This is a genomic window from Streptomyces sp. NPDC018610, from assembly GCF_044391765.1.
Taxonomy (GTDB): Bacteria; Actinomycetota; Actinomycetes; order Streptomycetales; family Streptomycetaceae; genus Streptomyces.
Genome location: NZ_JBISAL010000015.1, coordinates 94,526 through 107,841, shown reverse-complemented (window position 1 = coordinate 107,841; position 13,316 = coordinate 94,526). Strand labels below are relative to the sequence as shown.

Annotated in this window: 9 protein-coding genes and 1 pseudogene; 5 read left to right on the top strand and 5 right to left on the bottom strand. The window is 72.2% G+C overall.

What is annotated here, in order from left to right; genetic code table 11:
* The first annotated feature begins 529 nt into the window (after nucleotides 1-529).
* From ACH5A8_RS31955 to ACH5A8_RS31945, 3 genes are read left to right on the top strand one after another with little or no spacing between them, the layout of a single operon-like run.
* Nucleotides 530-1,840, top strand: a complete 1,311-nt coding sequence (locus tag ACH5A8_RS31955) for an extracellular solute-binding protein (protein WP_399007488.1) — start codon at nucleotides 530-532, stop codon at nucleotides 1,838-1,840.
* Nucleotides 1,837-2,799, top strand: coding sequence for a carbohydrate ABC transporter permease (locus tag ACH5A8_RS31950; RefSeq protein WP_399007487.1), 963 nt, complete (start codon nucleotides 1,837-1,839; stop codon nucleotides 2,797-2,799). Before ACH5A8_RS31955 ends, ACH5A8_RS31950 begins: the two co-directional genes overlap by 4 nt.
* Nucleotides 2,796-3,641, top strand: a complete 846-nt coding sequence (locus ACH5A8_RS31945; RefSeq protein WP_399007486.1) for a carbohydrate ABC transporter permease — start codon at nucleotides 2,796-2,798, stop codon at nucleotides 3,639-3,641. Before ACH5A8_RS31950 ends, ACH5A8_RS31945 begins: the two co-directional genes overlap by 4 nt.
* Nucleotides 3,642-4,024: 383 nt before the next feature.
* On the opposite strand, the gene ACH5A8_RS31940 is transcribed toward ACH5A8_RS31945, so the two are convergent.
* From ACH5A8_RS31940 to ACH5A8_RS31925, 4 genes and pseudogenes are all read right to left on the bottom strand, one after another.
* Nucleotides 4,025-4,552, bottom strand: coding sequence for a hypothetical protein (locus ACH5A8_RS31940; protein ID WP_399007485.1), 528 nt, complete (start codon nucleotides 4,550-4,552; stop codon nucleotides 4,025-4,027).
* Nucleotides 4,553-4,682: 130 nt separating this feature from the next.
* Nucleotides 4,683-5,444 (bottom strand): hypothetical protein, encoded by a 762-nt coding sequence (locus tag ACH5A8_RS31935; protein WP_399007484.1) that lies wholly within the window; start codon nucleotides 5,442-5,444, stop codon nucleotides 4,683-4,685.
* 136 nt (nucleotides 5,445-5,580) lie between these two features.
* Nucleotides 5,581-6,047, bottom strand: a pseudogene (locus tag ACH5A8_RS31930) (aminoglycoside phosphotransferase family protein); the annotation flags it as partial.
* 142 nt (nucleotides 6,048-6,189) lie between these two features.
* Nucleotides 6,190-8,022, bottom strand: a complete 1,833-nt coding sequence (locus tag ACH5A8_RS31925) for a cholesterol oxidase substrate-binding domain-containing protein (protein WP_399007483.1) — start codon at nucleotides 8,020-8,022, stop codon at nucleotides 6,190-6,192.
* 430 nt (nucleotides 8,023-8,452) lie between these two features.
* On the opposite strand from ACH5A8_RS31925, the gene ACH5A8_RS31920 reads away from it, so the two are divergent.
* Nucleotides 8,453-10,177 (top strand): DUF4157 domain-containing protein, encoded by a 1,725-nt coding sequence (locus ACH5A8_RS31920; RefSeq protein ID WP_399007482.1) that lies wholly within the window; start codon nucleotides 8,453-8,455, stop codon nucleotides 10,175-10,177.
* A gap of 190 nt (nucleotides 10,178-10,367) precedes the next feature.
* Here ACH5A8_RS31920 and ACH5A8_RS31915 read toward each other — a convergent pair whose 3' ends face one another.
* Complete coding sequence (locus ACH5A8_RS31915; RefSeq protein ID WP_399007481.1) at nucleotides 10,368-11,729, bottom strand: hypothetical protein; 1,362 nt, start codon at nucleotides 11,727-11,729, stop codon at nucleotides 10,368-10,370.
* 276 nt (nucleotides 11,730-12,005) lie between these two features.
* Here ACH5A8_RS31915 and ACH5A8_RS31910 point away from each other — a divergent pair, with 276 nt between their 5' ends.
* Nucleotides 12,006-13,109 carry an FHA domain-containing protein gene (locus tag ACH5A8_RS31910; protein WP_399007545.1) on the top strand — a complete coding sequence of 368 codons (1,104 nt, stop codon included), beginning with the start codon at nucleotides 12,006-12,008 and terminating at the stop codon, nucleotides 13,107-13,109.
* Nucleotides 13,110-13,316: the final 207 nt, after the last annotated feature.

Sequence of the window (13,316 nt, the reverse complement as noted above, 5' to 3'; positions counted from 1 at the left end):
CCGACCCAGTGGGCGCAGAAATCTCGGACGAAGGTCCAGGCTCCGCTGCGGCCCTCGACACCTCCGGCGAGCGGGGCGGCAAGATCGAACTCTGGTGTCATGGCCGGGACGATAGCCGCCCCGGTCATCAGCGACTTCGTGGAACCGGCGGTCATGGACCGCGCAGGCCGCGATTCCGGCAACCGGTCAGCGATCGAGGAGAGCGCACGTGCCGGGTCGGGCGCGGACGCCGCTGAACGGTGCCTCGCGCCGCCCGCGAATGCCGCTCCTGGGGTTCCGAAGGGGCTCCCGGGGGACGCGCCGGGCGAAACGGGGCCTTGAGGGACACGGCGGGCCGGAACGGGCCCGAAGCGATTTGCGTGCTTCAAGTGCCTTTGCGTCGTACGGCGTTGCACAGGGTGCGTCCGGCGGTCACAGAGTGGTTGAGACCTCTTGTGGGGGCGTTCATCGAGTACCTAGCCTCCGTGGTGTTGTGCAGAGCAAAACAGCCATTGCGTATGTTGCAACACTCTGACCGGAGGATCGCTCCATGAAGCTCTCCGCAAGACTCCCCGGCCGACTGGCCCTGCTCCTGGCCGCGGCCGCCGTCACCGCCACCGCCTGCGCCCCGCAGACCTCCGGCAACTCCTCCTCCGGCAAGGACGAGAAGACCGGCACCCTGCGCGTCTGGCTGTTCCAGGAGGTCGACAACGAGCCGAAGGAACACGTGGTCGACCAGGTCCTCGCCGGCTTCCGCGAGGCCCACCAGGACACCGAGGTCAGCGTCGAGTACATCCCCGTGGAGACCCGGGCCCAGCGGATCAAGGCCGCCTTCAACGACCCCAAGAGCGCCCCCGACGTCATCGAGTACGGCAACACGGACACCGCCGGCTACGTCAAGGACGGCGGACTCGCCGACGTCACCGACGAGTTCGGCGCCTGGCCCGAGGCCAAGGACACCGACCCGACCGCCCGCACCTCGGTCACCGTGGACGGCAAGGTCTACGGCGCCCCCTACTTCGTCGGCGTCCGCGCGCTGTACTACCGCACGGACGTCTTCCAAAAGCTGCGCATCGAGCCGCCGAGGACCATGGCCGAACTGGCCACCACCGCACGGAAGATCAGGGCCGCCGAGCTCGGCCTGTACGGTCTCGCCGTCGGCGGCGCCTACACCTACGGCGCCATGCCCTTCATCTGGGCCGACGGCGGTGCGCTCGCCACCGGCAAGGACGGCGCCTACACCTCGGCGATCGACAGCCCCGCGGCCCGCAAGGGCGTCGAGGCGTACACGTCCCTGTTCGGCGACGACAACTGCCCCGCCGCCAAGTGCGCCGGGATGACCGGCAACGACACCGTCACCGCCTTCGCCTCCGGCAAGGCGGCCATGGCGATCGGCGGCGACTTCAGCCACCAGGCCGTGGAGGCCGGCAGCGTCAAGGGCAAGTACGCGGTGGTCCCGCTGCCCGGCGTCACCCCCGGTTCCGTCGCGCCGGCCTTCGCGGGCGGCAACAACATCGGCGTCCTCAGGAGCACCGCGCACCGCACCCTCGCCGTGGACCTGATGAAGCGGCTCACGTCGAAGCAGACCCAGGGCGAGATGTTCCAGGCGATGGGCTTCCTGCCGACCTTCAAGGACGTACGCGCCCAGGCCGCCGCGAAGGAACCGTTCGTGAAGCCCTTCGTCGACACCCTCGCCGCGGGCACCGAGTTCGTGCCGGCCACGCCCGCGTGGGCCCAGATCGACTCCTCGCAGGTGCTGCCGACCATGTTCCAGGAGATCGTCAGCGGCAAGAAGGACGTCAACGCGGCCACCGGGGACGCGGCGAAGAAGATGAACGACGCGTTCGGCGCAGCCGGATGACCGCTTCGCCCACCAGCGAGCGGGGCCCGGTGCGCACTCGGCCGCGGGCGGCCCGCGGCCGGCCGCACACCTCCCCGCGCCCCTTCGGGCGCGCCGCGACCCCCTGGCTCTACCTCGCCCCCGCCCTCGTCGTCCTCGGCGGCCTGCTCGTCTACCCCGTCTACCAACTCGGCCTGATCTCCTTCCTGCAGTACACCCAGGCCCAGGTCAGCGGCGGCGAGCCGACGACCTTCCAGGGGCTCGGCAACTACGCCGAACTGTTCGGGGACGACCAGTTCTGGCAAGTCCTGCTGGCCACCGTCGTGTTCGCGGCGGCCTGCGTGCTGTGCACACTCGCCGTCGGCTGCGCGCTCGCCCTGCTCCTCACCCGGGTGCGCGCCGTGCCGCGCCTCGCGCTGATGCTCGCCGCCCTCGGCGCCTGGGCCACCCCGGCGGTCACCGGCTCCACGGTCTGGCTGCTGCTGTTCGACGCCGACTTCGGGCCCGTCAACCGGATCCTCGGACTCGGCGACCACTCCTGGACGTACGGGCGCTACAGCGCCTTCCTCCTCGTCCTGCTCGAAGTGGTGTGGTGCTCCTTCCCGTTCGTCATGGTCACCGTCTACGCCGGCATCCGCGCCGTGCCCGCGGAGGTGCTGGAGGCCGCCGCGCTGGACGGCGCCTCCCAGTGGCGGATCTGGCGCTCGGTGCTGGCCCCGATGCTGCGGCCGATCCTGGTCGTCGTCACCATCCAGTCCGTCATCTGGGACTTCAAGGTCTTCACCCAGATCTACGTCATGACGAACGGCGGCGGCATCGCCGGCCAGAACCTCGTCCTGAACGTCTACGCCTACCAGAAGGCGTTCGCGTCCTCGCAGTACGGCCTCGGCTCCGCGATCGGCGTCGTGATGCTGCTGATCCTGCTCGCCGTGACACTGGTCTACCTGCGGCTGCTGCGCCGCCAGGGGGAGGAGCTGTGAACCTCGCACGCGCACGGGTGCGCCGTCCCGGACGGCTCGCGGCCGAGGCCACGGCGCTGACCGTCGCCGTCCTGGTGGCCTTCCCGCTCTACTGGATGGTGCTGAGCGCCTTCCGACCGGCCGGGGAGATCGAGTCGGCCGAGCCTCGGCCCTGGACGACGTCCCCCTCGCTGGACTCCTTCCGACGGGTCTTCGGACAGCAGGAGTTCGGCCGCTACTTCCTCAACAGCCTCGTCGTCGCGGTCACCGTCGTGATCGCCTCCGCGCTGATCGCGTTCCTGGCGGCGACCGCCGTCACCCGGTTCCGGTTCCGCTTCCGCACCACCTTGCTGATCATGTTCCTGGTGGCCCAGATGGTGCCCGTGGAGGCGCTCACCATCCCGCTGTTCTTCCTGATGCGGGACCTCGGCCGGCTGAACACGCTGGGCTCGCTGATCCTGCCCCACATCGCCTTCTCGCTGCCCTTCGCGATCTGGATGCTGCGGGGCTTCGTCAAGGCCGTACCGGACGCCCTGGAGGAGGCGGCCCGCATCGACGGGGCGAGCAGGGGACGCTTCCTGTGGCAGATCCTCTTCCCGCTGGTCCTCCCGGGACTCGTGGCGACCAGTGTGTTCTCCTTCATCTCGACCTGGAACGACTTCCTGTTCGCGAAGTCGTTCATCATCAGCGACACCTCCCGGTCGACCCTGCCGATGGCGCTGCTGGTCTTCTACAAGCCGGACGACCCCGACTGGGGCGGCGTGATGGCCGCGTCCACGGTGATGACCATTCCGGTGCTGGTGTTCTTCGTGCTCGTGCAACGACGACTCGTCTCCGGCCTCGGCGGAGCGGTCAAGGACTGACGCGACGGACGCCGTCGTCCCCCGGCCGGGGCGGGCGAGGACCGACGAGGAACACCGGCCACCGCGCCGCCCGGGCCGCCCCGGGATCAATCACCGGGCACGCCCCGATGCTGCGGCCGGAAAGGTTCACCGGCTCGCGAACCCTTCCGGCCGCGGCCCTGGGGTCTTTCGTTTGGATCACGCCGGGCTCGCGGTCCTTGGCACCGCGCTCCCCCGAGCTCTTCGAGCAGGGGGTACCCCCACGCCGCGTTGTCGTCGGTTGCCATGGCTCCGCCGTGCCGCCCTCCTCCGCCGTGCGATGCTCCCCCACTGCCTGAACGGCGTGGGAGGGGCCCCACCACCAGACCCCGCTCCCTGACCCGGCCTGATCCGAACCAGAGCCCCTAGCCGATGACCTTCACGGTCCACTCGCACTCACTGACGATCTGCAGCCGGCGTGTGCCCGGCGTGTGCTGCCGCGCGCTGCCCTTGCCGGTCTTGTCCATCTCGTTGACCAGCCTGTCGTCCTTGTCGAAGACGATGAAGTTGCCCTCGCCGCCGACGGCGCCCATGGCCTTGGTGCAGTCGAACGTGTAGGACAGCGTCCACTCGTCGCCGGCCTTGAACGCGCTGGTGCTCTTGCTGCCGGACCCCGTGAGGGTGAGCAGCGTGGTCGGCTCGGCCTTGTGCGTGGGGGCGGGAGCCGCCTCGTGAGACGCCGGAGCCGAAGCGGACGCCGAAGTCGGCGCGCCCGCGGTCGACTTGTCCGTGTCGCTCTTGTCGTCGCTCCCACAGCCGGAGACCGCGGCGACCAACAGCAGGGCGGCGAGCGAGCCGCCGATCCCCCGCTCGAAACGGGCGTTCTTCCCCTCGGCCGGCTGCTGCCGGCCCGCCTTCGGGCCATCCTGCGGACGGAAGTCGGACACCGTCATCCCCCTGTTCCTCATCACTGCGAAACCCCCCTGGCTCCGCATGGCGCCCACCGTGACCTCGAAGTCCGTCCCGCACCTTCCGGGCGGTGGGCCGGCGTCCTGCCTCGGCGATCGAGCCGGCAGGACGTCCCTACCGGCCGATCCGCCTCAACGACAGGTTCCGGAGGGGGAGGCAGGCCGTACCCGCGACGACCGCCCCGCAGACCGTGGGCACGAGCCACCACGGCAGGCCCGTCCACCCGGTGATCAGGCCCACGACGGCGCAGACGACTCCCGCGACCACGAGCAGCCGCCTGCCGTACGGACGCCAGGTGAAGGGGCCGGGCTCACGCGGCCTGAGCAGGCGCATCGTACCGAAGACCAGCGCCCACACGGCCAGCAGCCCCGCGAACGTGCCGAGGGCGGCTGTCGGCTGGGGCTCGTCGCGAGGCGCGTCGCTGGATTCCTGCCGGACGCCCCCCTGGGCGATCATCACGACGACGCCGCGCCATACGGTGCCGGTGACGCGGTCCCCCCGCTGAAGCCCGCTGAGCACCGGCTCCGAATGGCCGAACCACACGCGCGCCCTCGGAAAGGGTCGCGGGCCGAGCAGCGTCGCCGTGATCTCCTTGGCGCCGAGCGAGGTGTCCTCGACGGTGAAGGGGATCTCCCGCAGGCAGTCCTCCACCCTCGGCACCGGCCGGCGGGCGGGGCACACCTCGGCCGCCCGGTACTCCTGATACCGGGTGCGGTCGCCGGGCAGCCAGTCGGCGAAGACGGCGTAGGAGGCCAGTGCGGAGGCCAGGGACACGACGATCAGCACCGCGCCCACCAGCGGGTTCCGGCCGATCCTCGGCCGGCGCGGCACGAGTCGGTCCGCTCCCCGGACGGTGCCGCTCCTCGTCGTGCTCATCGCTCGTCTCCCGCCGTCTCCCGCCGAACGCCACCAGTCTCGTAAGACCGTGATCAAGCGACAAGGAGATCGACCGGCAACCGGAGGACACGGATCCCTGCCGTGTCCCGGCAATGTCGTCCGACGCCGTCACGCCCTACGAGCGTTCGGCGAGCACCTGCGCCGGTCGGTCGGCGCATCGGGTGAGCCCGTCCAGCCGGGGACCGCCGCGGGCGAGGCGGAAGCCGTGGCGGCGGCCCCAGAACGCGGCCTGGACCGCCTGCGACCGGGCCCACCGCCGGACGCGTTCACGGTGGAGTTCCGCGGCCTCGGCGAAGACGTCCAGGATGCGGTGGACGGCCCTGCGCGGGTCGTCCGCTTCGAGGAGCGTCAGCGCGCGACTTCAGCAGTGTCCCGCCGTCGTAGGCGGGATCCGCCACGTCCCTCGGGATCGACGGCCGGCCACGGCTGCGCGTCGTCACGCTCGTGCAGCGGAACGGCGCCCCGCCCACCCCACGCGGCGAACGCGTCCGGCTCATGGACGTTGCAGGGATGCGGAAACGACACCTTCATCGCGGCGCTCCCCTCGGCTCCCCGACGCACCGGGCCGATGACGCCGCCGCCCCGGCCTCCCCTTCGCGGTCGACGGGGCTCCGTGCGAACTCCCCTGGAATCGTGAACATCCCGGCACCCTGCGCGCCCGCCCGCCGCGGCCACCGGGCCCGCTCGGGCCGCTGTCGCCCCGGCGGGCCGCGCACCTCGGGGATCAGCGCAGCAGCGCGTCGAGGAACGGACTGGACAGCACCCGGTGGGGGTCGAGCCGGTCGAGAGTCGCGACCGCCTCGTCCCAGCCCGGGCCGCCCCCGGCGCGCTGACTGGCGGGAACGGCGCGGGTGAGGACGTCCGGGTCGGACCACGCGGCGGTGTCGCTGTAGGCCCACCCCTTGGACCACTCCACGCGGACCGTCGCCCGGTCCCCGTCGAGGGTCAGGAGGAACTGCTCGATGTCCCGGTAGAAGCGGTGCAGAGCGGGGGTCGTCGGCAGGGAGAGGACGTCGATCCACACGGCGGTGTCGACGTCCGGCCGGTCCGGACGCGGCCGCAGGGCGGACAGCAGCGGGGGCCGCGCGCCGGGGACACCGCACACGGACGGGTCCTCCAGACCGGTCACCCGGATCTCCACCTGGCCGTTGACCGGGTACTCGCCGCGCGCCGCGTACTGCGCGAGCAGCGTGCGGTAGAAGTCGGCGAACCGGCTGACCACCCACTGCAGATCGGCGCGGCGGGTGAGGACGGCGTAGCCGTTGGCGGTCTCGCGCAGCGTGGTGGGGCGCACGTACTGCAGCAGGGTGCGGGAGGCGCCCCACAGGTCCGAGCGCAGGCCGCCCGCCAGCAGGTGGGTGAGCACGTCGCCGGTCAGCACGTCCCGCACGAGGGTCCCCGAGAGCAGGACGTCGGTGATGTCGCCGGTCAGCGCGACCTTGGCCAGCAGGTACTGGACCTGCCCGAAGAGCGGCGCGCTCGCCCACGCCCCGGCGACCAGGTCCCCGGCCAGCCGGGCCACCGGCTCGGGGAGGGAGTCGGAGAAGGGGTAGTTGTACGGCTCGTCGACCGCGCGGGCGGTGAGCGGCCGCTTCGGGGCGTCACTCCACACCTTCAGCCAGGGGCGGTCGGTGAAGGCGAACCAGATCGCCTCCACCCGGCCGGTGCGGTCCACGAAACCGGCCAGGGTCCGCGTGCCGGCCGGAGCGCCGGGCGCGGCGAACAGCTCCGTGGCGGGGATGTCCAGCAGGGACTGGCAGCGCAGGGTGCGGTCGGCGCCCACCCGCAGCACGGCCTCGGTGACGAGGGAGCGGCCGAGGTGGGTGAGGAGCGCGTCGCAGTCGGGCTCGGCCCGGCCGACGGTCCGCAGGACGTAGCGGCCGGCGCCGTCGTCCCAGACCACCGCGGTCAGCTCGGTGACCAGGTTGCTCAGCGAGCCGTAGCCGTGGCCGGGCGACGGGCTCTCGCCGACGGCGGGGACGGCCGTGCCGTGCGCGCCGACGGCGAGCGCGCCGCCGACCGAGAGATCGCCGGGCGCCGGCGCGGAGGCGACCCCGTGTCCGCCCGCGCCGGCGAACGCGAGCAGCGCCTCCAGCGAGGCGCCGGCCTGGACCCGGACTCCGGCCGGCCCGTCGGCGGCCGGCCGCTCCAGCGACATCGCGGTCAGGTGCGCGGTGGTGTCCAGCAGGACGACGCGGGAGGCGGCGGGTGTGCCGTCGGCCACCGTGAGGGGCGCCCAGCCGTGCCGCCGCCCTTGCGCGCGTACTCTCCAGCCGGCGCGGTGGGCCCAGTTGACGACGTCGAGCGCCTCCTGGGGGCTGCGCGGCGCGCACGTCCAGAGCTGGTCGGTACGGATCTCACCGGCCCAGTTCTCATAGGCGCGCTGGTACACGTCGATCCCGGGCGGGAAGCCCGGCGGCGCTGCCGAGGCCGCGTAGGCGCTGCCCGGCCGGACCAGCCCGCGCAGCAGCCAGAGCGCGCCGCCCGCGGCTGCCGACGACGCGAACAGTCCGCGCCGCGACAGCCCGCCGCCCTGGTTCGAAGGGCTGTCCGTCATTTCCCGCACCCCCATGACCCGCCGCGAACCGGTCCTGCTGGGCCGGTCGAACACGCACGCTACCCAGCAGGGACGGCCTCGCGGTCATACGATCGGCCGATTCACGTAAACGAGTGAATGTCCTGCGCATCGACCCCTTCCGTGGACTCCCGTCGCATAGGAGACCCGATCGGCACGCCCTAGGACGGCCGACCCCTGAGCGGGCACGGTCCGTCACGGGCCACCCGTGCGGCGTGCGCGGTCCGGGCGGTCGTGTGCGGTCCGGGCCGTGCGGGTGCTGCCCGCCCGACCGTGCGGCCGGGCCTCGCGGGCACCTGGTTCTGCCCGCGAGCGTGGCCGCGCGGTCCTTGCGGCGCCTTTCCCGGTTGTCGAAGGTCTCCGTGAGGACTGCGTCGATTCAGGGCGTCCGGCATGAGACCGAGGAGATCCTTTGACACGCGACCACTTGGCGAAGGACACGTCCGCGCAGCGGGAGCCGCAGGTCAAGCCGGCGCCCCGGGCGCTCGGCGCCCAGGGCTGGACGCCCGGCGCGCCGGTGGACCGAGCCGATGTGACCGCGCTTCAGCGGGCCGCGGGCAACGCCGTGGTCGCCCGGCTGGTCGAGGAGCAGCGGCACGCTCACGGCCCCGGCCGCGGGCATGCGGACCGGACCGTGCAGCGGTCGGCCGTGCACGATGTGCTGCGCGGCGCGGGTCAGCCGATGGGCGGTGAGCTGCGGCAGGAGATGGAGGCCCGGTTCGGCGGCGCGGACTTCTCCGACGTACGGCTGCACACCGGGGCCCAGGCGCGTCGCTCGGCGGAGGAGGTCGGGGCGCGCGCCTACACGTCGGGCAGCAGCATCGTGATCGGCGACGGCGGCGCCGACAAGCACACCCTCGCCCACGAGCTCGGGCATGTCCTCCAGCAGCGGCAGGGGCCGGTGGGCGGTGAGGCCGACCCGCGGGGCCTGCGCATCTCCAGGCCCACCGATCCCCTGGAGGTGGCTGCCGAGCGGCAGGCCCACGAGGTGATGCGGGGACAGGTGCCGGTGCTGCGCAAGGCCGACAGCGACACTCCGGTCCCGCCGGAGGCCGCGGCCTCCCCGGGGAGCGTGCCGGCCGTCCAACGCGTCCCGCTCCATGTCACGCACGAAGGGGACCGGAGCACGGGCCCGCAGGCCGTGGACTCCGACAACGAGCGGGACGTCCGCCAGTTCGTCTTCGATGCGATGCTCAAGGGCGACCACGAGGCGGTCACGCTCGTCATGAACCGTCTCGAAGCCCTCGATCCCCAGCCGGCCTATCTCGCCGGCCTCCGCGAGGTGGTGTCCCAGGCCCCTGCCCAGGACCGCCCCCGCATTCCCGCCCTGGTCCACTTCATCTGGATCGGCGGCGGCATCAGCAAGGACGCGCTCGACAACGTCCTCGCGTGGGCGGACAAGGCCCAGAACTCCGACTGGCGCATCAACCTCTGGACGGACAAGCGCAGTACCTGGTCGTGGGCCGACTCGCTCCGGGTGAAGGTGGCCAAGGCGATCGAGTTCAAGTACGTCGAGGACGCCCTCGACGAGCGGGTCGCGGCCACGTACGAGAAGGCGACCGGGGGCCCGGTGAAGGCGTACCCCCTGGCCTCCGACATCGCCCGGTACAGCATCCTGAAGAAGTTCGGCGGCGTGTACGCCGACGTGGACCTGGGGTCCGGGACGATCGACCTCAAGCAGACCCGGCCGGCGCTCCGCGAGAACGACGTCCCGGTCCTCGGACCCCTCATCCGGGACAAGGGCAGTCTCAACGCCTCCCTCTCGGCCGCCGGCGCGCCGCCCGCCACGGGGGTGGCGACCGCGGAGCAGGTCAGGACCGCGGCACGCTACCTCCTCGGCACGGGGGGCTACGGCAACCACTTCATCGGCGCGCAGGGGAACTCCGCCGTCATGGACAAGATGATCGACAAGATCGCCCGTTCCATCGGGGGCATGGACGCCGAGGAACTCCACATGGCCGGCCCCGTGGCGACCGGGCCCTTCGCCCTCATCCAGGTGGTCGACCAGCACCTCAGCTCGGAGTTCGGCGTCCAGAGCCTCCAGGCCGGAGAGCACCAGCTGTTCCAGCAGGCGGGGCGGCAGTTCCACGATCACATGCAGTGGCTGACCGCGGAGAGCGAGAACCAGAACTACTGACACCGTGACCCGCCGGACAGCCGGGCCGCGCGGTGAGCGGCGCCCGGTCTGCGCGGTGAGCGGCGCCCGGTCTGCGCGGCGGGGCGTCGAGCCGGGCGAAGGCGCGCGCCGGACTCCCGCATGACGCCGTCGAGCCCGGAGGCGACGCCCCGCACGCCGGGTCGTCAGCCGGTGGCGGTCGGCCGTTCCATCAGGGCGACCGTTCCGTCTCAGGGTGACCCGTCGGGGTCGCTCTGCCGACGGTGTGAAGGGGACAGGTGTGTCCGAAGGGGCGGCCGGCGGCCTCCAGGAGGGACGCCGGGTCGGTGAGGTCCCCATCGCCGAGCATCAGCTGCCCGCACCGGGGGCAGGCCGCGCAGACGCGGAGGTTCCTGCCGCACACCGCGACCACGGTGATGACCTTGCCCGAGCTGTCCGTGATCTCCGCCGTGGGATGCGGCCCGTCGGGCAGGCCGGTGCCGGTGCCCGTGAAGAGCCCACGCACGGAGAAGTCCTGCACGAACTCCCGTACGGCGCCATCGAGATCGTCCGCCGAGCCGGGCAGCGCCTCGTACCAGGGGGCCTCCTTCCACCGCCCGACCGACCCCCACGCGGTGTGGCCGGACAGCTGTGCGGCGAACCTGTCGAGAGGGATCCTGCCGCGCTCCCGGCGTTCCTCGGCGACACGTTCCCGCGTGCGCTCCAGCAGCGCCGCCCGCTCGGCGGCGGTCGCCCGGCGCTTCTCCAGCACGCCGACACGGACGGCCTCCAGCGCTTCGTGCCCGGCGGGCGTCAGACCGGCACGCTGGGCGACCTCGTCGCGCAGCGCGGCCAACCCCACGGACTCCGGCTCGCGCCCGACCGGGAAGCTCCTGTTGCGCGACTGCCTCATGGTCTGATGGCGGGCCTCGACCTGTTGGTGATCCGTGGCGCGCCGGCCGAACGGCTGCTCCACCGCCACCCTGCGCAGGCCGAGGCCGCCGATCAGGGCCCCGTACCAGACCGCGGTGAGGACGAGGTCCATCCGCTCGGCGGAACCGTGGCCGGCCATGCCGGTCATCGCCATGAGCAGGATCACCACGGTGGTCGCCGCGCCGATCGCCGGTATCTGCAGCAGCGACCACAGCACCGCACGGGCCGCGCCCGTCAACTGCCGTCGCTGGCCGGGCAGATCGGGCAGGCGGGGGCCCGAACGCGCGCTGCTCGCCCGGTACAGCAGCAACGCCGTTCCGCCCACGAGCCCCGCGGCCAGCCCCGGCGCCGTCACCGCGTCGGTGAGCAGCAGGTGCAGGGTCAGCGCCGTCGCGATCAGTCGCCACAGGAGGTTCCACCGCAACGACCGGGTGACCTCGGCCCGGACCTCGGAGGCCGCCGCCTCCCTTTCCAGGCGCTCGGTCTCCGCGGCCTCGGCCAGGTGCGCGGAGACCGTTTCAAACTGCCGCACCGTGCGTTCCCACTCGGCCTGTGCCCGGTTCTCCCGCTGCTCCTCGGCGGCCTTCTTGCGAAGCGCCCCTTCACATGCCGGACATGATTCCCCCTCATCGTGCTCACAGAAGATGTCGATCGTGCTCATTCCGCCCCTCCCCGCTCTCTGCCGGTCGGAGCATCATGAGCCTTCCGGGTGTGGCGATCAAGTGCCGGTCGTGTGACGGACTAGCAGGTCAGCGATGTGGATCGCCGGTGGGAAAGGCTCTTGCGTGCACTTGATCAACGGCATTAATGTGCCCTACACCTTGAGTGGGTCCTGTGGAGATTTCGTGGTTTCACCCGCTCATGGCCGTGCCCGTGTGTCCGGGCGGTCCGCCCCGACGTGAGCGCGGTGGGCCCGACAAGAGGGGGAGGTGCGGTGATGAAGGTCGCCGGCGGGGTGATGGACGTGTCCAACGTCTGCTGGTCGGACCGGCTGACACCGGTCGGCCGGCATTTCCCGCTGCTGAAGCGGCTGTTCCTGGTGCGCGACGCCTGGCACCGGGAGTACGGCGCCGACACCCCCTTGGCGCTGGTGGCCGACAACTCGCTGTGGCGGCTGCTTCGTTCCGACGAGCGGGCCACCTTGGAGCGGATGCGACGCGCCGGTGAGATCCGGATGGCCCCGACCGCCGACCCGGTCCTGCTGAGCCTGGCCCAGCGCAACGGCTGGCATGTCGTCAGCATGGACCAGTTCGTCGACCTGCGCCGAGACCATCCGTGGATCGAGCACAGCCCGCAGCGTTTCCTGGCCTGGGAGACCCACAACGGCCGGGTCGACTTCCGGCTTAGTGGCATACGCCCGCGCGCCCCCCAGGCGGTCACCCGGGCGATGGAGGACAAGACCCTCAAGTTCGAGCAGAAGCTCGACCCCCGAGACTCCACGCACCAGGCCGTGCTGGACAGCCACTGGCGATGCGTCAACCCGCAGTGTTTCAAGGCGCGTTACTGGCCGGACCGGCTGCACGACTGGCCCGTCCTGAGCCGGGCAGGGACCCCGATGTGCGGCGGCTGCCGGACCCGGGTGGAGAAGGTCGGCCCCCGCACCCGTCCCCGCTCGTTCGTGGCGCTGGACGCGGCGACCGGCCGCGAGTTCCTCCGTTTCCCGGTGGCCGAGGACGACGCCCTCGAGGCGGGCCGCGGGGCGCTGCGGCACGGCATCAACCTGGCCGCCGGGGAACTGGATCCCCCCGAGCGCATCACCCGGCTCAGCCGCCGGCACCTCCTGCTGGCCGTGGAGAGGACCCCGAACGGCTCCCGCGTCACCGCCGCCGACCTGGGGTCCGGCAACGGCACCGTACTGCGGCGCAACGGCGCCGACCGGCCTTTGGAGCCCGGGGAGTTCGTCAGTCTGCGCGAACAGGACCGTCTCGTCCTGGCCGACGTCGTCACCCTGCGCCTGTCCGGCAAGCGGTACTTCACCGACGAGCAGCAGGCGCGGCCCCGTCTGAGCGGCGCGGGGGGCGGCCTCACCGTGCTCGGCTGACACGACCGGCCTGGGCCACCGCCGGTACACCCGCCGAGCCCCCAGCCGGTCACCGCCCGAGGTCCCGCCGGACTCCCAGCCGGTCACCGTCCGAGGATCCGCAGAACTCTCAGCCGGTCGTCACCAGAAGCCCTGTCGGACTCTCAGCCGAGCCCCGTCTGAGCGCGGCCGGGTCCCGGCGGAGGCGGACCCGGTCTCCCCGGGCTC